At 55.6% G+C, this 17,929-nt stretch carries 18 protein-coding genes; 9 read left to right on the top strand and 9 right to left on the bottom strand.

Annotated elements, in window-relative coordinates:
- Positions 1 to 6: 6 nt before the first annotated feature.
- Positions 7 to 1,950, bottom strand: a complete 1,944-nt coding sequence (locus P4L78_RS12765; protein WP_309328428.1) for an AsmA family protein — start codon at positions 1,948 to 1,950, stop codon at positions 7 to 9.
- A gap of 323 nt (positions 1,951 to 2,273) precedes the next feature.
- Here P4L78_RS12765 and P4L78_RS12760 point away from each other — a divergent pair, with 323 nt between their 5' ends.
- The 5 genes from P4L78_RS12760 (at position 2,274) to P4L78_RS12740 (ending at position 4,842) form a co-directional block, all read left to right on the top strand.
- On the top strand, positions 2,274 to 2,432 hold the full coding sequence (locus P4L78_RS12760; RefSeq protein WP_283149993.1) for a DUF3309 family protein: 159 nt from the start codon (positions 2,274 to 2,276) through the stop codon (positions 2,430 to 2,432).
- Positions 2,433 to 2,515: 83 nt separating this feature from the next.
- Positions 2,516 to 2,935: a hypothetical protein gene (locus P4L78_RS12755; RefSeq protein ID WP_309328427.1), complete on the top strand. Its 420-nt coding sequence runs from the start codon at positions 2,516 to 2,518 to the stop codon at positions 2,933 to 2,935.
- Positions 2,936 to 3,235: 300 nt separating this feature from the next.
- Entirely contained in the window at positions 3,236 to 3,661 is a 426-nt protein-coding gene (locus P4L78_RS12750) for a PRC-barrel domain-containing protein (protein ID WP_283149995.1), read from the top strand.
- Between the two features lie 307 nt (positions 3,662 to 3,968).
- Entirely contained in the window at positions 3,969 to 4,604 is a 636-nt protein-coding gene (locus P4L78_RS12745; RefSeq protein WP_309328426.1) for a hypothetical protein, read from the top strand.
- Between the two features lie 73 nt (positions 4,605 to 4,677).
- The gene (locus P4L78_RS12740; protein ID WP_283149997.1) at positions 4,678 to 4,842 is read left to right on the top strand and encodes a DUF1328 domain-containing protein; all 165 of its coding nucleotides are present in this window, start codon (positions 4,678 to 4,680) and stop codon (positions 4,840 to 4,842) included.
- 161 nt (positions 4,843 to 5,003) lie between these two features.
- On the opposite strand, the gene P4L78_RS12735 is transcribed toward P4L78_RS12740, so the two are convergent.
- The 5 genes from P4L78_RS12735 to P4L78_RS12715 all read right to left on the bottom strand — a co-directional run bounded on the left by P4L78_RS12735 (position 5,004) and on the right by P4L78_RS12715 (position 8,760).
- Positions 5,004 to 5,600, bottom strand: a complete 597-nt coding sequence (locus P4L78_RS12735; protein ID WP_309328425.1) for a glutathione S-transferase — start codon at positions 5,598 to 5,600, stop codon at positions 5,004 to 5,006.
- Positions 5,601 to 5,811: 211 nt separating this feature from the next.
- Positions 5,812 to 6,288: a BON domain-containing protein gene (locus P4L78_RS12730; RefSeq protein ID WP_309328424.1), complete on the bottom strand. Its 477-nt coding sequence runs from the start codon at positions 6,286 to 6,288 to the stop codon at positions 5,812 to 5,814.
- Positions 6,289 to 6,731: 443 nt separating this feature from the next.
- Positions 6,732 to 7,160, bottom strand: a complete 429-nt coding sequence (locus tag P4L78_RS12725; protein WP_309328423.1) for a response regulator — start codon at positions 7,158 to 7,160, stop codon at positions 6,732 to 6,734.
- A 323-nt stretch (positions 7,161 to 7,483) separates the two neighbouring features.
- Entirely contained in the window at positions 7,484 to 8,134 is a 651-nt protein-coding gene (locus P4L78_RS12720; RefSeq protein ID WP_309328422.1) for a response regulator transcription factor, read from the bottom strand.
- An 86-nt stretch (positions 8,135 to 8,220) separates the two neighbouring features.
- The gene (locus P4L78_RS12715; protein ID WP_309328421.1) at positions 8,221 to 8,760 is read right to left on the bottom strand and encodes a ferritin-like domain-containing protein; all 540 of its coding nucleotides are present in this window, start codon (positions 8,758 to 8,760) and stop codon (positions 8,221 to 8,223) included.
- Between the two features lie 329 nt (positions 8,761 to 9,089).
- Between P4L78_RS12715 and P4L78_RS12710 the strand changes: the two genes are divergently transcribed.
- Positions 9,090 to 10,514: a CHASE3 domain-containing protein gene (locus tag P4L78_RS12710; RefSeq protein WP_309328420.1), complete on the top strand. Its 1,425-nt coding sequence runs from the start codon at positions 9,090 to 9,092 to the stop codon at positions 10,512 to 10,514.
- A 27-nt stretch (positions 10,515 to 10,541) separates the two neighbouring features.
- Here P4L78_RS12710 and P4L78_RS12705 read toward each other — a convergent pair whose 3' ends face one another.
- Both P4L78_RS12705 and P4L78_RS12700 read right to left on the bottom strand, forming a co-directional pair.
- Positions 10,542 to 10,679 carry an entericidin A/B family lipoprotein gene (locus P4L78_RS12705; RefSeq protein WP_283150004.1) on the bottom strand — a complete coding sequence of 46 codons (138 nt, stop codon included), beginning with the start codon at positions 10,677 to 10,679 and terminating at the stop codon, positions 10,542 to 10,544.
- A 339-nt stretch (positions 10,680 to 11,018) separates the two neighbouring features.
- Complete coding sequence (locus tag P4L78_RS12700; protein WP_283150005.1) at positions 11,019 to 11,210, bottom strand: CsbD family protein; 192 nt, start codon at positions 11,208 to 11,210, stop codon at positions 11,019 to 11,021.
- A 237-nt stretch (positions 11,211 to 11,447) separates the two neighbouring features.
- On the opposite strand from P4L78_RS12700, the gene P4L78_RS12695 reads away from it, so the two are divergent.
- Positions 11,448 to 13,730 carry a PAS domain S-box protein gene (locus tag P4L78_RS12695; protein WP_309328419.1) on the top strand — a complete coding sequence of 761 codons (2,283 nt, stop codon included), beginning with the start codon at positions 11,448 to 11,450 and terminating at the stop codon, positions 13,728 to 13,730.
- A gap of 134 nt (positions 13,731 to 13,864) precedes the next feature.
- Here the strand turns inward: P4L78_RS12695 and P4L78_RS12690 are convergent, their stop codons facing one another.
- A complete protein-coding gene (locus P4L78_RS12690; protein ID WP_309328418.1) occupies positions 13,865 to 15,190 on the bottom strand; it encodes a glucoamylase family protein in 1,326 nt (441 codons plus the stop codon).
- 276 nt (positions 15,191 to 15,466) lie between these two features.
- On the opposite strand from P4L78_RS12690, the gene P4L78_RS12685 reads away from it, so the two are divergent.
- Together P4L78_RS12685 and P4L78_RS12680 are read left to right on the top strand one after the other, a co-directional pair.
- On the top strand, positions 15,467 to 16,279 hold the full coding sequence (locus tag P4L78_RS12685; RefSeq protein WP_309328417.1) for a hypothetical protein: 813 nt from the start codon (positions 15,467 to 15,469) through the stop codon (positions 16,277 to 16,279).
- Between the two features lie 155 nt (positions 16,280 to 16,434).
- On the top strand, positions 16,435 to 17,694 hold the full coding sequence (locus P4L78_RS12680) for a phospholipase A (RefSeq protein WP_309328416.1): 1,260 nt from the start codon (positions 16,435 to 16,437) through the stop codon (positions 17,692 to 17,694).
- The last annotated feature ends 235 nt before the right edge of the window (positions 17,695 to 17,929 follow it).

Raw genomic sequence — 17,929 nt, 5'->3', positions numbered from 1 at the left:
GCTGTATCAAGAATGCGGATGAGCCTCCGGATTCTTTTTGGCGTTGGTGTCCGCCTGCTGCATCAACTGGGCACACGGCGAATCTTTGGCGGTCCCCACCTCAATCAGCGGTAGCAAGACCAGCGGTGGATAAACAAACGCCAGCGCCACTGCCGCGGCCGTGCGGCCCACGGGTTGTGGCAGTGACGGTTTCACCGACGGCTTTTTGAAAGTCCCGCCAATATCTATCGGCCCACGCAAGGCCGCCAGGCTGATGTCTTTCGGATCAACCTTCAACGCCATATCCAGCTTTTCATCGCGAAAATTGATATTGCCCGAGCCGTTAATCACTTGCTTGTCGGTATCCAGCACAAACGTTTTGATAGTCGCATCACCATTTTGCGCGGACAAATCGGCCACCATGCAACGCACCGGCACCGGCTTGTCGCCGGTAAACAGAATGGGCAGCAGATTGGCCAGATCCAGATTGGTCAGGCGCAGCAGCAGCTTGCTGATCTTGCCGCCATCCATGATCACCGCCACGTTGCCATTGGCCGAGCCCAGCATCTGCGCCACTGAATTACCCTGCATGGCCAGCCGCGCCTTGCCGCCGACCAAACCGGCGCTGGCCTGGCGACTTTCGCCCAAGGACGGAACAAGTTGTTCCAGCTGCAAATGGGCTGCGGTCATGTCGACACTGGTTTTAAGCGGCGTGGCACCGCTATCCATCTGCAATTGCGCCACCACATGACCACCGGCCACGCCCACATTAAGCGGGTCTAGCGTCAGTACGCCGTTGTTCAGCAAGAGATGAGTCTGGATGTTATCCAGCGGCAGACTGGCGTTCACGATCTGCGTGCCGCGAAACTTCACATCCGCATCAGCGATATTGAGTTTGTCCAGATTGAACGGGTTGCTGGGCAGTATGCGATCACCCTTGGGCGGCGCGGGCTGACCACTTTCCTGGCGCGCCCCGATAAAGCCGGAAAAATCCTGCAGATCGACACGTCTGGAAGTCAGGTTGGCGGTAATGAACTTGGGCTTGCGGGCGAGATCAACAGCAAAATCGCCACCCACATCGCTGCTGCCCACCTTGCCGGCAAAACCCTGCAGCTTCCATACCTGGTTCTCATGTTGCAGATTGCCAGCCAGGCGATAAGGCGGCGTAGCGGGCAACGGCAATTTGAGGATCGGATAAAGCTGCGCCAGGCTTTGCCCAGACAGATTGAAGTTGATCGCCAGACCGCTCATTTGCAATGGGTTGGTGACCGTCCCTTTGGCGCTGAAGTGCGTCTTGTCGACGGAACCCGTTACCTGCAAAGGATAAGGCTGTGTGGTGTCGCGCAGGTTCAGCAAACCGCCGCCCACCGCCGTCACGTTGAAATCCAGCTTGCGAAAAGCGCCTTTGGCATCGACATTCACGGCGGCGGCTTTGCCCTGAACGCCATGGTCGGTGGCGACTTTGGCGGTAACGTCCGAACCTTCGGCATCCAGATAGTGGATTTGCCCATTTACTACATCCAGCTGCCCCAGTTTCACGCTGGGCGAACTACTGCCACTGGCGGGTGATGACGCGGTGAGCTGGTCGAAATTCCAGTTGGCTTGCCCTTGGGCGTTTTGTTCCAGCAAAACATTGGGTTCGGTAATCACCACGCGCGGCAATTCGACTTGCCGATGCCACAGCGGGCGCAGTGGCAGATCGAACTCCAGCTTTCGCACAGTGGCCATGACTGGCGTTGTGCTCCAGCTGGCGTTGGCCAGCTGCAAATCTTCTACGGTGATGGTGGGCTGCATGGAAAGATGCACATGTAAATCGCCCTTGATAACGAACTCGCGGCCCAGTTTTTGCGAAACCTGGCGTGCGATCGGGCCGCGCAGCATGTTCCACTGGAACAGATAAAGTGCCAGCGCGAACAGGGCGATGATGGCTGCCAAGCTAGAGAGGACTATTTTTTTACGTTGTGTCGCCATAAAACGGGACTCTCACGTTAGATGTTCTTATGACATGGCTATTTGCAGAAAGAACGAAAAGCGCATGATTGCATTATCGCATTGAGGCAGGACCGGGCTATCCGCGCACCGGCGGGTTGTCTTGCCAGACGTCACCTACAAACCAGCGCATCGCATTATGTAGGCATATTCCTGCAAATACCTGCGCGAGTTTGGCGATGGCATTGCGCCGCCCGCCGACATGACTGGCCAGACGACTGACGTATCTTTATGACGGGCAAGTTCACCGGGCAATTCATTAACGTTTTTCCGGTGGCTTGCATACCTTAAATAAGGAGAACGTCATGTCACTTGGCCTGATTCTACTCATCGTGCTGTTGCTGATCGTCGTCGGCGCCCTACCCACCTGGCCGCATAGTCGTAACTGGGGTTATGGTCCCAGTGGTGGGGTTGGCTTACTGTTGATTGTGCTGATTGTGCTGCTGGTCGTTGGCGTGATTTAGCGTCGCTGCGGCTTTGTTCTTGTTCTTGTGTTGTCTGTTAATACTGCGCGCCCGGGCTGGCCTCGGGTCAAGGAGATGCGGCAATGACCATTCAGCGTAGCAACACCGAACAGCGCCATGATCGCAGCCAATTGATGCTGAACCTGCTGGCCGCAATGGCCTTGTCGCTGGCCATATTGCAGGCGTGGACATTGCTGGAAACAGTGGCCGATACCACGCGTAGCGTTCCCGCCACCGAAGCGGCAACCGGCCCGGCCACGGTGATGCGGGCAGCGCAAGCCCGAACACCCTGCCAGGCTCACAAAACGCGGGACGATAACTCCCTGCTGCAAGGTTATAGCGGCTATCTGCTGCTGGAACACGCCATCGCCGATGGCGATGTATTGAGCCAGCCACTGGCATGTGCGCCGGGCAAAACCATGTCAGCCAGATCGCCTGCCAGCCCGGTCAACTTCAATGACCAGCAAGAGATGATTCAACCCGAGGGCGTGAAGCTGATCTAAGCCGTGGCCACGTTCACGTGTTGTTCGATGCGCCTCGTACCGCATCCAGGCGTTTCTCGGCAGGCTTCGTGCCAAATCCATCACCATCGCCCGGCGCAATTGCTCCGGGCGATGGTCATGTAGGAAGCTGTAGGCATGGGCTCATAGCCTGCCCTCCACAAAGCGTACGGTTTTCCAGACAAGCACCGACATTCCGTTTTTGCGCTGAAGTCCATGATGAGAAGCATCGAACGAGTCCATTACGTTCCGATGTCCGCGGTGCCCCACCGCAGCCCACGCATTATCACAGGAGTATTCATCATGACTTTGCCAGGCAACCAACCTCTCAATACGGACGTACGCTCCACCGGCCTGCCGCCAGTGACCCCGGGCTTTAGCACCCAGGTTATCGCTTCGCATGAAGTGGAAGGCTACAAAGTGGTCAATGAACAAGGCGAAAATCTGGGCAAGATTGACCAGTTTGTGCTTGATGTCAGTAACGGCAAAGTGGCCTATGCCGTGCTGTCGTTTGGCGGCTTTTTAGGCATGGGCGACAAACTGTTTGCCATTCCATGGTCAGCCTTACAGCTGGACGAAACCAATAAAGAATTCGCCTTGATCGGTATCGACAAAGAAAGCCTGAAAAACGCCCCAGGCTTTGATAAGGACCACTGGCCAGCTTTTGCCGATGAACAATGGGCCAGCAATCTGCATAGCTACTATCGCGCCGATCCGTACTGGCACTAAGCGTCTCCAGCCATTTGCGTGATTGAACGCAGCCGCCCGACCCGCAAAGGTCCGGCGGCTGCATTCTTTTCAGCCTTCCTTCGCACAGATGTTGTCCACATAGACGCGGCTGCAATCACATTTACCGATGTCGGACACAACCTACAAGTGCTGCCCGCCCTGCCGACAGCATGTCGCGTCAGCAGCCCGACATTTCTGTGGCGTAGCCAGCGCTAAGATGACCTCACTGACAACGGTGAAACAAGACGCACACAGCGCGAGATTCCCGGCCCTTTAACCCGCTCACCCCGCAAGAAGGTACATAACGATGAACGAATGCAAAGCGATCCGGGATGCCTTGCTCAACCGCCGTGAAGACTTGGTGAGCTTGCTGCTGCGCACGCGTCGGTTGGCCCAGGATACTGGTAACAACCGGGTGCGCGACTGGGCTGAACACGAACTCAATGGTTATCCGCAGCACCAAGCGTTGCCGGAATACCGTGAGATCCCCGCGCAATCGTTCGTCAAGTTGCAGGGAAATCAGCTGGTGATTGAGTCGATTCGCTTCCCGACCGAGTTTATTCCGGACGAGTTGCAAGAAGAACTTGGCGTCAGCCGCTTGTTTAATCCGGTTGCCGATTATTTGCCTTACCTGCAGGGCAAATACAAGGATGAACTGTGCGAAGTCTGGTATCGCGATCAACTGGCACAGATCAATGAAGCACAGCGTTTTATGCCAGGCATGGTTTGTCTGGCTGGCTGGAAAGCCATCCAGCGCAGCGCTATTTGCGAAATGGTGGCTTCTTGCCGCGATGAACTGTTGTTTGGCTTGAGTGAAATCGAATTTGGTCTGGGTCAGCGCGCGCCTGCCAGCGTGTCCAGTGCCTACACCAGCAAGCACAACATGCTGATGGTCGCGATCTCTGGCGGCGTAACGCAACAAGCGCAACGCCAATCTGCCTGAGCGCCCCGATAGTTGTACCGGTTGCAGATGAATACCTGGCAGTTATTTTAATTTTCCGCAAAGGAGTAAAGCCATGCTGCACTACGCCGTAGTCTTCTTCATCATCGCCCTGATTGCCGGCTTGCTGGGTTTTACCGGCATTGCGGCAGGCGCCGCCGATATCGCGCGGATTTTGTTCTTCCTGTTCATTGTTATTTTTGTGGTCAGTATCGTGCTTGGCTTCTTGCGCGGGTGGTAGCGGTTCAGTAGCTGTTCGCGCAGTTGTTGCAGTACCGCCTGGATCAGGCGCTTGTTTCCCTCTCTTTGCCTCACTTCGACAACCGGATGCCTGTATTGGGTAATCCGGTTTTTTTTGGCTAACGTTCGAGGTTGCCCATCTTCTGCCTGGCTGGCGCGCGTTTACTTTTGCATAACCTGCGCAAACAACGCGCTGGCCAGTTGGTTATCCAGCCACGCAATCAAACGCGGATACGGCGATTGATAGAACCAGGTTTTATCGACATGGGCAAACTGGCGCACAAACGGGAATGCGGCCATATCGACCAGCCCGGGTTTGTCTCCAGCCAGCCAGTCTTGCCGTTGCAACCGTTGCTCCAGCTGCTGTAAGTAGAGTTCGCCCTGCTCGCGGTAATACACGGCGCTGTGCTCTGGATACCGTTCCGGATATTTGTAGCGGTCCAGATAAAATTTGAAGCTGCCATCGTTCTGCGCGACCAGCTCTTGCGCCGCCACAGACCAGCCCTCCCCTTGCAGCCAACCTTCTGGATCAGCCAGATTCAGCGCCCACAACATGATGTCCAGGCTTTGCTCCAGCACCGTGCCATCAGGTAGCTGCAGCACCGGCACCGTGCCCTTGGGTGAACACGCCAGCATGGCGGCGGGTTTGTCGCGTAGCACCACCTCATGCTGCTGGACCGGTACGCCACTGACAGCGATGGCCAGCCGTGCACGGATGGCATACGGGCAACGGCGGAAGGTATACAGGAGAGGAATCACGACAGGCCAGCCGGGAGCGCAAAGAATGGATGGCGATTATCGCTCTATCCGCCAAGGCCGCCAATTGGCGGGCGACGAAATCGGCCTGGCCCGTTACATAGAAAACGCCAGCGCATATAGCCCCAGGGGAAAGGCATGCACTGGCGTGTAAACAGTTAAACCGCAGGTATTGCGGGTGCTGCAAGCGTAATCAGCTCAACTTGGTTAGAAGTTAGTTGGATTTGACCGTGGTGTTATCCACCACCGAGGTCACACCTTCCACACCAGAAACCACGGTCTTGATTTCGCTGTGCTTGGCTTCGTTATCTACCGTGCCAGCAAGCGTAACCACACCGCCCGTGGTCGCCACGTTCAGAGCCAGTGTGCTCAAGCCAGCATCTTGTGCCAGCGCAGCTTTAACCTTGGTGGTAATGGCGGCATCGTCCAGCTTGGCACCCGCCACTGCAGATTTATCCGAAACGTTATCAGCCGCTGCCGATGCCGCAGCCTTGATGTCAGATGCAGCATCCTGCAACTTGGCACTGGCCGTATCGGTCGTGGTAGCGGCGGCACCACTCACGGAAGAAGCCACGCTGGATGCGGACATTTCGGTGCTGTCATCATGACGCTGGCAACCGGCCAACACGCCGGACAACAACAATGCACCGGCAAGCAGACTCAAACTGGTTCGGGTTCGCGAATAAGGCATGGGAACACTCCTTTAGTCAGGACTTAACATGAAAGCGATACGCAAAGCCTGAGCGCCTGAGGCAAGTAACGGCTTCGCCGGGGCGCTCACGGCGGGTTGACCAATCTGCGGTGGTCATCAACGGGCGGGCGCTTAATGGAAGAAAAGATAAAACAGCAATAACAATGAGAACGGGACGCCCAGAACCCATGCAACCAGATATTTGGCCATTGCGATCACCTTGATGTTTTGCTTCGGTGATTACACTTTATGGCAGCCGACGCGGCCTGGCTGTCTGTGCCGCCCTGATTGCGCTGTAGGGTGGCTTGCGCGGCTGATGTGAGATTGTTCTTACATATCAGCCGGTTTATTGCGGCGGCAAGCTCAGTGGCAGCGCAAACAACAATGCCACCCTATGTAGCGGAGCAATGTTGTTTGTACCCACCGCCCGTTTCCGGGTGCGCTCAAATCGCCGGATTCGGCGACTTTGGAGCAATGTTTTCGATAGTTTGCACCGCCTCGGAAAAATGCATGGACTTGTCGAAGAAGTGCTCAACACCCAGCATACGTGCGCGTCGCTCGTACAAGCTGAAAGCGTGGTTGGTCAGTACCACGCGCACCGGCGGCGTCGGGTCGTTGTTTTTGATGTAGGACAAAACATCAAAACCGGTCCCTTCAAGTAGTTCCAGATCAATAACCGCCAGATCGAAACTCTGCTGTTGCAGCGCAACGATGGCGTCTTTGGCTGTGGCGGCAAACGCGGTAAATACCACATGACCGGAACTGCCCAAGGCTTCCACCAAGGCTTCGCGGATCAACACGGAATCCTCGACCAGCAAAGCGGTCACTGTGGGTCTGTCTTGCGGAGGGATATTTGATGGATCTGTATTCATTTTACGTCTCGGGCTGCTGGCTCTTGCGATTGCTTTTGTCGACAGGCCCATACCCTGACGGCATCTCTTGTCGTGCTGGCAGACAGCTTGCTGGTGCGCCATACGCGCTTGCTGGTCGGTGACCCATACTCGTTTTCAAACGGCATCCCCTTTACTGGGCTGCAGGCATCCAGCGCCCGCAACCTCATGGCCGCGTGGAACATCCAACAATTTCAACCCACCATTACGCTACAACGAAGGCTTTGACATGAATGGTAATCAGCGTCACGTTTTTACACTCGGACTGACAACCGGTTAGTACGAACTCCGTCGTTTCCCGTGAGCTAGTTGATTAACTCGTTCTTGATGGCGTAATAGGTCAAATCAGCGTTGGTTTTTAGATTCATTTTCTCCAGCACGCGGGCACGGTAAGTACTGACCGTTTTCACGCTCAGGAACAGTTCATTGGCGATGTCGGTGGGCGATTTGCCGCTGGCCAGCTTGTAAAACACCTGGAACTCGCGTTCTGACAACGTCTCGTGCATGCGCTTGTCGCTGGGCTTGATCAGCTCGTTGGCCAAGAGATCAGCCAGCTCAACCGACACATAACGACGCCCGTTGCAAATGGTGCGGATCGCTTTGATGATCTCGGCCGGATCAGCATCTTTGGATAAATAACCGCGGCAACCGGAACGGATCAGATTGAGCGCGTACAGTTCTTCGGCGTAACCGCTCAGGATAAGCACCGCCAGTTCTGGCTTGATGCGCTGCATATCGCGCAGGGTATCTACGCCGTTTTTATCCGGCATGGAGATATCCAGCAGCACGATGTCGAAGTCCTGTTTACGGATCAGCTGCAGCGCTTCCATGCCGGAACCTGCTTCACCTGTCACTTCCAGGTCATCCTCAAGCTCAATCAGCGAGCGCATACCCGACCTGACAATGCCGTGATCGTCGACTAACAGAATGCGTCTTTTGTTTGTGCTATTCACCATGGTTTTTGCTGGAACGATGCCCGCATCGCCCACTGCCTCTCTATTTTATTGATCAGGGTGATTGTGCTCTGGAAGTTGACTCGCCGTTACTGCGTCTTGACCAGCCAGTCTGACAACTCGTCGGCGTGCTCTTCTTCTACCGCTAGAATATCTTCCAGCACGCGGCGGGTGGTCGGATCTTTATCGCCAATAAAGCGCACCATTTCACGGTACACATCGATGGCGATCCGCTCGGCCACCAGGTTCTCGCGAATCATTTCTTGCAAGGTAGAGACGACCACGTAATCAGAATGTGCGCGCTCAGCCAGTCCCTTGGGGGAGAAATCCGGCAAACCGCCCAGTTGTACAATGCGCTGCGCCAGCTTGTCGGCATGACCCAGTTCTTCTTCGGCATGCACGGCAAATTCTTCGGCAATGGCCTCAGATTGCACACCTTTGGCCGCGTAGTGATGCAGCTTGTAACGCAAGACACAGACCAGTTCGGTCGCCAGCGCTTCGTTGAGCAAACGGATTATGGTACCAACATCCCCTTTATAGCTGGACGTCTGCGCGCCATCGGCGACGTTCTTGCGCGCTTTTTCGCGGATTTCACCAATATCGAGTACAAAATCATCAGCATGGGACATGGTTGGCTCCAAAGCGAACGGATCAGGCTTCACCTCTGCGCAGCAGGTCTGCAGGACTGGTCGGCACGCTGTGATATAAAGAAGTTGATGAATGACACCGGCCGCTGCGGGCTCGCCTGGGGCGTAACTTGAGCGGGCTGGCAATCCAGTCACGATTTGAATTTGCTTGTCCCCACTATAGGCAGGTCGGGCTTGTCTCCCTATGCGGGCAGCACTGAAGCTGATGTCGGTGTATTCCTACAACAATTAACGGCAGCAAGCGGGCCGGATTTCTCCGGCACAACGGGCATGATGCGGTCTTGGCCCACGTTCAGGAATTGAGCTTATCCATGAAAAACATGCTGCATAAACTGGCACGCAATCTCAAGGCGTTGGGCTGGAAGCTGCAAGCTGGTTTGTTATTGGCCATTCTGGTGCCCATCTTGACGGCCATTCTGTCTGACGTGTGGATCAGCCAGGCCGAAGAAGACAATCAGGCCATTGTGGCCACGCATGGCCGTATTCTGGCGTTGCACGAATTGCAGACCATGCTGCTGTCAGCGGAATCCGCACAGCGCGGGTTTCTGGTAAACGGCGAACTGCAATACCAAATGGCCTACGATCAGACTCTGCCTAAAATCCGGCAACTGGCTGGGCAACTGGTTGATCGTTATGCCAACGTCGCCCCAGCCGGCCCGGATCGTGATGCGCGTCAGGTGCAGCAATTGTCGGTGGAGATTGGCGAAAAGCTGGCTGAAATGGATATCGGCGTCGGCTACGCCCGCAATGGCGATATCGAACGTGCACGCGAGCTGGTCAACACCAATCGCGGGTTTGAACTGGCCGGATCTATCAGTCGCCGTATCGATGCCCTGTTAGATGCAGAAGACAAAGCATTGAACCGGGAGCGCCAGAACCGGCAGCGCGTGGTGTTTTACGTGCGACTGGCCGTCGCCAGCGCCTGGGTACTGGTTTTGCTACTGGAAGCAGGTTTGCTGCTGCTGTTATCCAGCATGCTGGCAAACAAGAGCCAGCAGGCACGCGAAATGACCGAACGTCATGCGCAACTGGATGCCAAGGTCAATGAACACACCACCCTGCTCAAACAACTGGCCATGGATTACCAGCTTGGGGTGGAGCGCGAGCGGGCCAAGCTGGCGCGCGAGTTGCATGATGAGCTGGGCTCCATTCTGACCGCCACCAAAATGGATATCTCGTGGGTGCAGCGCGAATTGCGCGATTCAATGCCAGCGGTGAGCGAAAAGTTGAACAAGACCACGCGCAATCTGGATCAAGGCATCCAGTTCAAACGCCGAGTGGTGCAAGAACTGCATCCGTCACTGCTATCTACTTTCGGGCTGATTGCGTCCGTGCGTTCATTGGCAGAAGAAGCTGCGCAACGCAGTGACTGGCAACTGGAACTGGCTTTGCCCGACGAAGAAACCAGTATCGACGACACTTTGTCGTTGATCGTTTACCGCATCGTGCAGGAAACGCTGAACAATGCCGCCAAGTATGCCAAAGCCAAGACTATCTCCATCAGCTTGATGGTCGACGACGAGCACATCAAACTGGAACTGGAAGACGACGGCATCGGGTTTAATCTGGATGATCTACCAGCGGAAACCCACGGCCTGCAAGGCATCCGCCACCGCGCCACCGCCATTGGTGGCAAGGTGGACTTCACCAGCCAGCCTGGCGAGGGGCTATTTACCCGCGTGTTACTGCCGCGGCGTTTCAACAAAGAAAAACAGCACCCGAAGGTGCTGTCCTGATGTCCATAGTGGCCGGAGCGTAGCCGCTTATTGCTGCGCTTTTTCCGCAGAGTTCTCTACCTTTTCACCACCTTTCTGGATATCCTGGCCCGCACCTTTTACGGTATTGCAGGCAGACAAACTGGCAGCGAGTAACAGAGCAGCAAGTACACACATGCGTTTCATGGTGGTTCTCCTTTGTATTATCCGGGTAGACCGGTAGCTGCTGCTCAACGCTGTCGCCTTGAACGACATCTCCGGCAAGACACAAGTCGTGATTGCACTGTATCTGCATGGCTTGGTCAGTGCTGTCGCTGGCTCAGCCGTTTTTTTGTCGGTTATGACCTACATTTTCGGTAATCTGTCACCGATCTACCAGCAAAAACAAACCGCGCCGACCACAGCAAAAGCTGCGATACGGCGCGGCGGCACTCAGTTACTCAGACAAAGGAGAGTTGGGTCGCCGAAGCAGCCACTAGCGTGAGTGCAAAACAGCCAAGCTGAACAACTGACCTCGCAAGCGGCTTAGTGCTTACCAGTGGTCGAAGTGCGCTTGGCATCTTCGCGGGCATCACCCACGGCAGCCTGCACCTTGCCCACGTTCTTTTCCAGGTTACCCTTCAACTGGGTGCCCGGATTACCGATGGCTTTACCCACGGTTTCTTTAACGGCGCCTTTGGCTTCGTTGATGCGGCCTTTCACTTGATCTTTGTTCATGATTTATTCCTCATAGAATGGAAATGCAGTGTTATCTCTGCATGGATTTCATCATAGGGACGATGCCTGGCCGTCGCTGTGAGCAGCCAACGCTTTCTGGCGTAAGTGCCTGTCTGGCATAGCTATGCCTGCAATGGCCTGAACCGGCTGGCCGTTGCCCGTCGCCCCGATTCAGAGCTTGTCCTGGGAAAAGGCTGCAGATTGCTTATCATGCGGTGAACAGCATGGAGAACGAGCTTGCAAAGCCCCGCCCTGCATGAAAAGGAGCAACAGCGCCTGGAAGCCCTGCGGGCGATGTGTGTACTGGATACGCCGCCGGTGCCAGAGCTGGATCGCATAACGCGCCTGGCCGCACGCTTGTTTGATGTGCCGATCGTGCTGATATCGCTGGTAGATAACAATCGGCAGTGGTTCAAATCCAGAGTCGGGCTGGATACCTTGCAAACCCCGCGCGACATTTCGCTATGTGCTCATGCCATTTTGCAACCAGGCCGTTTTTTGGTTAACGATGCAGAACATGATCCGCGTTTTGCCGATAACCCACTGGTAGCTGGCCCGCTCCATTTACGTTTTTATGCGGGCCAGCCATTGCATTCGTTGGCGGGTTTGCCAATTGGCACCCTCTGCCTGATCAGCCCGTCGCCCCGCACATTCAGTACGCAAGATGAAGCAACTCTGGAAGACCTGGCCGCCATCGCACAGGAGTATTTCCAGCAGCAAGAATCCTCCATGCGCAGCCGCAAGACTGAACGCGAGCTGGCCCATTCGCATACCTTGTTTGAAAAAACTTTTGCTCATGCGGCGGTGGGTATTGCGCTGGTCTCGATAACAGGCCGCTGGCTGCGAGTCAATCAGCAACTGAGCAGCATGCTGGGCTACGACGTCCCGACGATGCAGCAAAAAACCTTCCAGGAAATTACGCATCCGGACGACTTGCAAGCAGATCTGGCCGCGCTCAAACAACTGCTGGATGGCGAGATTTCTGCTTATTCGATAGAAAAACGTTACTTCCATGCCAACGGCTCGATCGTCTGGGTCTTGCTGAGTGTTTCGTTGATTTACGATGAATTTGACCAGAGCAAATCATTTGTTTCGGTGGTGACCGATATCACCGAGCGCAAAAACATTGAATCGGAATTACTTTCACTGCAGCAAGAACTGGAACAGCGGGTTGGCCTGCGCACCAGAGAATTGCAGGTGGCGGTGGAACAGTTACACGAGGAAGTCGAACTGCGCACCCAGGTGCAACACAAGCTGGTACTGGAGAAAGAGCGTTTTCGCCTCACCCTGGCCAACGCTACCGATGCCTTTATCGAGCTGGATGAAAGCGGCCGGGTCATGGCCTGGAATAGCGCGGCAGAACACATTTTTGGCTGGACCCTGGATGATGCGCTGGCTCGCCCCGTGGCCGAACTGGTCATTCCGCCGCAGTTACGCGAACCCGGGCAGAACGGTTTTGACCAGTTTGTGATTGGCAAGGCCGACCCGGCCATAGATCGGCACATCCAGTTCAAAGCCATGCGCAAAGACGGCTCGGAGTTTCCTGTAGAGCTGACCCTGGCAGAAAACCGCATCCAGGGGCGTCGTGTGGTGAATGCATTTTTGCGCGACATCTCGCAGCGCAAAGCCGATGAACAAGAGATCCTGAGCAGCCGCTCGCGCCTGCGCCTGATCACCGACAACATGCCCGTGCTGATCAGCTTCGTGGACGAGCAGTTGCGCTATCAGTTCGCTAACCGCACCTATGAAAGCTGGTTTGGCGGCAACACCGACAGCCTGATCGGCACCCATATGAGTGAACTACTGGACCCGAAAGCTTATGCGCATACCAAGCTTTATGCCGCGAAGGCATTGAAGGGGCAACAGGTCAGTTTTGATAACAAGCTGGTGACCCGCAAAGGCGTGCTGCACGTTCACACCACACTTGTGCCCAACTTCCGGGCCGATGGCCGCCCACAAGGGTTTTATATCCTCTCGCAGGATATTACCGAACGGAAAAACCTCGAAAACAAGTTGGCCTTTGAAGCCACCCACGACGCGTTGACCGGCCTGCCCAACCGTCGCGCTTTTATGCGCGTCTTGCATGAGAGCCTTGCGCGCAGCCATCGCAGCGGTAAAGGCATGGCATTGTTGTTTCTCGATCTGGATGGCTTCAAACAGATCAATGATCAGCGTGGCCATGAATTCGGCGATCAGGTCTTACGCCAGTTCGCCCAGACCCTGCGAAACTCGGTGCGCGAAACCGATACCGTGGCGCGTCTGGCCGGGGACGAATTCACGGTGATCCTCGAAGGGCTGGATGTCACCGAGTTGGCAGTGCAAACAGTGGCCCACAAGTTGCTGGCCAGCCTGGCTACCGTCCATACCATTGGCGACGAAGCAGTGCATTTGCGGGCCAGTATCGGCGCGGCCACAGTAGCCGCAGGCGAGCCTGTCACGCCAGAGAAACTGCTGGCCATTGCGGACGCCGCCATGTATCGCGCCAAAGCGCAAGGCAAGCATCAGGTCGCAATCAACTAAGCGGTTCAGCCCGCCCAGCAAGCAAAAACCCTGCGCAATGGCAGTGTCTGGATATTGGTGCAAGGCATTTCGGACTCAGCCTCGCAAAAGTCATCCGCAGTGGGATGAGCGCATAGTAATCAGCGAATGTTACGTCAGCGTGACAAGTTTTCTGCCGATACCACACCACTAGGACGCGAATCTGCGACTGTTTGTGCCAGCCAGCCTCCGCCAAAACCGGCACGCTGCAGACCCTGAACGATATACGGGCAGCGCCGCATGATCTGCCAGATCAGTCCGCTGCGGTAGTTCTCGATCATCAGCACAATCGGTCCCTGATCAATGCCGAAGTGCCAGGGAGAAACCCAGCCATACGCGCTACCCTGCGAGTCCGGCCAGGTGGGATTAAAACTGGCTTTGAACCCGTACGGATTGCCCGCATGCAGATCCAGCTCGTGCACAAAATAATCAATGCTGGGCAGCACCACTTCCGGTGCAAATGGCAAAGAAGCCACCACCACCCACGGTGCAATCGTGCCGTCGTCCGGCCCGTATGGCACGCCGCGCGCCAGATAGTCGTAGAACTCCCGCACAACGCCATCCACGATCCGTCGTGCCGGACCGGGGCCATCCGTTGCGGTAAGGCCCCAGCAATGCTGGTTATAGCCTTTGAATCTGCCTGGGTTATCGATGGCATAACGCTGCTGCACCAGCGTGGCGCGGCGACTGTTTTCAAAGTAATCAATACCTCGCCCTCGCATGAACTCATCCTGGATGCCCCGAAAGTCGACCCAGATATGTGAGAGTTGATGCGTAAACAGTGAGCCCGCATACAAGTAGTCAATCCCGTAGCTGTTTCCCCACTGATACGCCGCAGCCCAGGCCGGATAGCTGGCGGCGGGCAGCGGGTATGTCGGCGAGCCCAAGCCCAGAATGTAGAGCAGCAACGCTTCGTCATAGCCATTCCAGCGCGCGGCCAGGAAGCCTTGTTCCGGAGTCCAGCCCATGGACACGGTATTTTGCTGATCCAGCGCCCAAGTCCAGTCCGCGCGGCGATACAAGCCATCCGCCAAAGCCCGGATCTCTGCCTCGGCCAAATGTTCGCCGGTAAAATACTGAGCGCAGGTCAGCGCACCAGCCAGCAAAAATGCGGTATCGATCGTCGATAACTCGCAATGTGCGGCGCGGCGTCCAGTTTGCATATCCAGAAAGTGGTAATAGAAACCGTGATAACCGGTCGCATCCGGCTCCGGTCCTTGCGGCGATTGCCAGAAAAAGCGCAAGGTGGTGAGCACGCGCTCTCGCGCCGCCTGCCGCGTGATAAAACCCGCCTCCACGCCAACCGGATACGAGGCAAGCGCCATGCCCACGGCGGCAATGCTCGCGGGCCAGTCTGGCGCCGTTTTATCAAGTACCAACCCATTGGCAGGGTTGGTTTCGTGCTCAAAATAGCTAAACGCGGTGCGCTGAATCAGTAGCAAATCACGATCGATGATGCTTCTCCCGCTGCTGACAAGGCCTGGTCGGTTTGGTACTGCGCCTGCCGGTTGGGTTCGCCAATGCCGGGGAGGTTCACTGTTCGGGCCAAACTTTTCAATTCACATACCCTGGCCACGTACTTCAACCACACCGATAAACCTAATCAAATGTCAGGCTTTGCGCGGGTATTTCTGCGACTGATTACACGGCATTCTTGCGAGTATCGGTCTTTATGATTAACTATCAATGCGGCTCAAACTCACTTATGGCGGAAATGCATGGTAGCAGATAGCGCAATTTATCAATTCGACGCTGGTCTAGTTAGCGTTACCTTGGGCGTGCTAATGATTGCGGCGGCGGCATTGGGCGCTCGCGTTGCCCACCAACGCGGTCGCGCCGGTAAAGAAACCGCGCAAACCAACCTCTCGGCAATTGAAACCGGGTTATTTGGATTATTGGGGCTGCTATTGGCTTTTACTTTTTCTGGCGCGGCATCGCGTTTTGACAATAGAGCGGCCCTGCTGATTGATGCCGCCAACGCCATGCATGGCGCCATATTGCGCACCGATTTATATCCGGCAGCCGAGCGGGATACTTTGCGCAAAGATCTGCGCCAATATCTGGAATTACAGATCTCATTCTATAACCAGGAAAGTGATCCACATTCCCTGGGTATGCTGATTCAGCAAAGCGATGCAATACAACAGCAATTGTGGGCAAAAGTCAGCAACTGGTCGCGCGATCCGGCCAATAGCCTGGCCAGTGTACAAATGCTGAATGCGCTGGATAAAGTGTTTGCGCTAACAGCGAGCCGACAGATCGCCTCGCAAGCACATATGCCCGCAGCCATAGTCTGGCTCTTGTTTGTAATGGCCATCGCCACCGCCTATACCAGCGGCTATACGCATGGTGCATCCGGCAAATTCAGTTGGGCAGGCTATATCGGCTTTTCTTTGCTTACCGCGATGGTTATCTATGTCACGCTTGATCTGGATAGCCCCGGCCGAGGCATTATCCGACGCGACGTGCAGGAACAGTCTTTCATTGCATTAAGACCTTTGCTGACAGCCCAATCGGTAGCAAATCCATGATCATCGAGCCAAGTCAGTTTTATCTGACAACTTATCAGCATTGATGAAACGACGATGCCTTAATAGCCGGCCCGGTTATCCGCAAAGAGAGGTTTATCTTGAGTGCCTGCACATCCGCATCGCATCCACAGGCGAAAGCTGGTGCCGTTCGCGGCATGGCAAGTTTGCTGAGCAGCGCAATTGCCAGCCTGGCGATATTGCCGGGAATAGCCCACGCAGATGTCTCCGTTTTATATCCAGCCAGTACACTCAAAACTGATGCGCCGTTCACCATTACTTTATTGCTGGACAATCCCGATAAGGAAGCAGCAACGATTACGGTGCCAGAGCAGTTGCACGCCAATATCAGCAATGCCGATTTCCCGCAGTTACCCATTACCTTGTTGCGGGCGGATCATTCAACCGGCGCGATCGAGGTCAAGCCAGGTGGCTTTAGAAAAGTGGCTTACCTGGCGCGCTTACCCCCTAACCTGCGCGGCACAATCCGGGTGCAACTTACCAGCTTTGATACGGCGCCAGTCTTGATAGCGCTGGATTCAGCCGCAAACAAATCACCAGCAGCCGACCCATCTGCTAACGGCACAGAAACCGGCCCAACCCAAACTGCTGCGCCAGTCAGCGTAGCAGCACTGGCCGCCAGCCAGGTAGCCAGCCCCGGCGGGCAAGATGCCGCGTCCACTGCGTTGCTACGCGGCGCGGAGGATCGCTTGTCGCCGTACGAGCCAATGTATTTTGCAGTTGGCAAAAATGGCGACACCACCGCCAAATTCCAGCTCAGCTTTAAATATCGCCTGGGTCTACCTAAAGACCCCACTTCACGTGCCCTGGTCGACAATCTGTATTTCAGCTTTACCGAGCGCTCAATGTGGGACTTGTCTGCAGACTCGCACCCGTTTGAAGACAGCAGCTACATGCCGAGCCTGTTTTACTACGTCCCCGATACTGGCGTGAAAGCCAGCTGGTTCAGCAAGCTGGGCCTGGAAAGCGGGCTAAGGCATGAGTCCAACGGCAAAGCTGGCGATGAATCGCGCAGCATGAATTACGCGTATGTGCGACCGATCCTGCATTTTGGCGATCCCACCAAAGGCGAATGGACCGTGGCGCCCAAGTTGTACTACTACCCGGTTGATAACAACAACCCGGATATGCATCAGTACCGCGGCTATGTTGACCTGGACGTCGCATACGGGACCTCGGATGGCTGGCAGCTGGCAGGGACATTGCGCAAGGGCACCAAGGCCGATTATGGCAGCGCAGAACTGCAATTCACCTATCCAGTAGCCAAAGTCTGGGCCGGCGCGGGCGGCTATTTCTATGCAGATCTGTTCTCTGGCTACGGCGAAAACCTGCTGGACTACAACAAGCACAGCAATCAGGTTCGTGTGGGTTACAGCATTACGCGGCAGAACTGGTAATGTTCTGACTCCGCAGGCATAAAAAAAGCCCCGCAGTGCATCCCTGCGGGGCTTTGTCCTTGCGTACTGCCTTTTGCCTTGCGCGCCTTGCGCACGGTGCAAAGCAAAACGCCCGGTACAGGTTCCTGTCCGGGCGTTCAAAAGGGTGTCTGGCAATGACCTACTTTCACACGGGTAATCCGCACTATCATCGGCGCTAAGTCGTTTCACGGTCCTGTTCGGGATGGGAAGGCGT

The sequence above is a fragment of the Silvimonas sp. genome (assembly GCF_031291215.1).
GTDB classification, from domain to species: Bacteria; Pseudomonadota; Gammaproteobacteria; order Burkholderiales; family Chitinibacteraceae; genus Silvimonas; species Silvimonas soli.
This window is presented reverse-complemented; position numbering and strand designations above follow the sequence as displayed.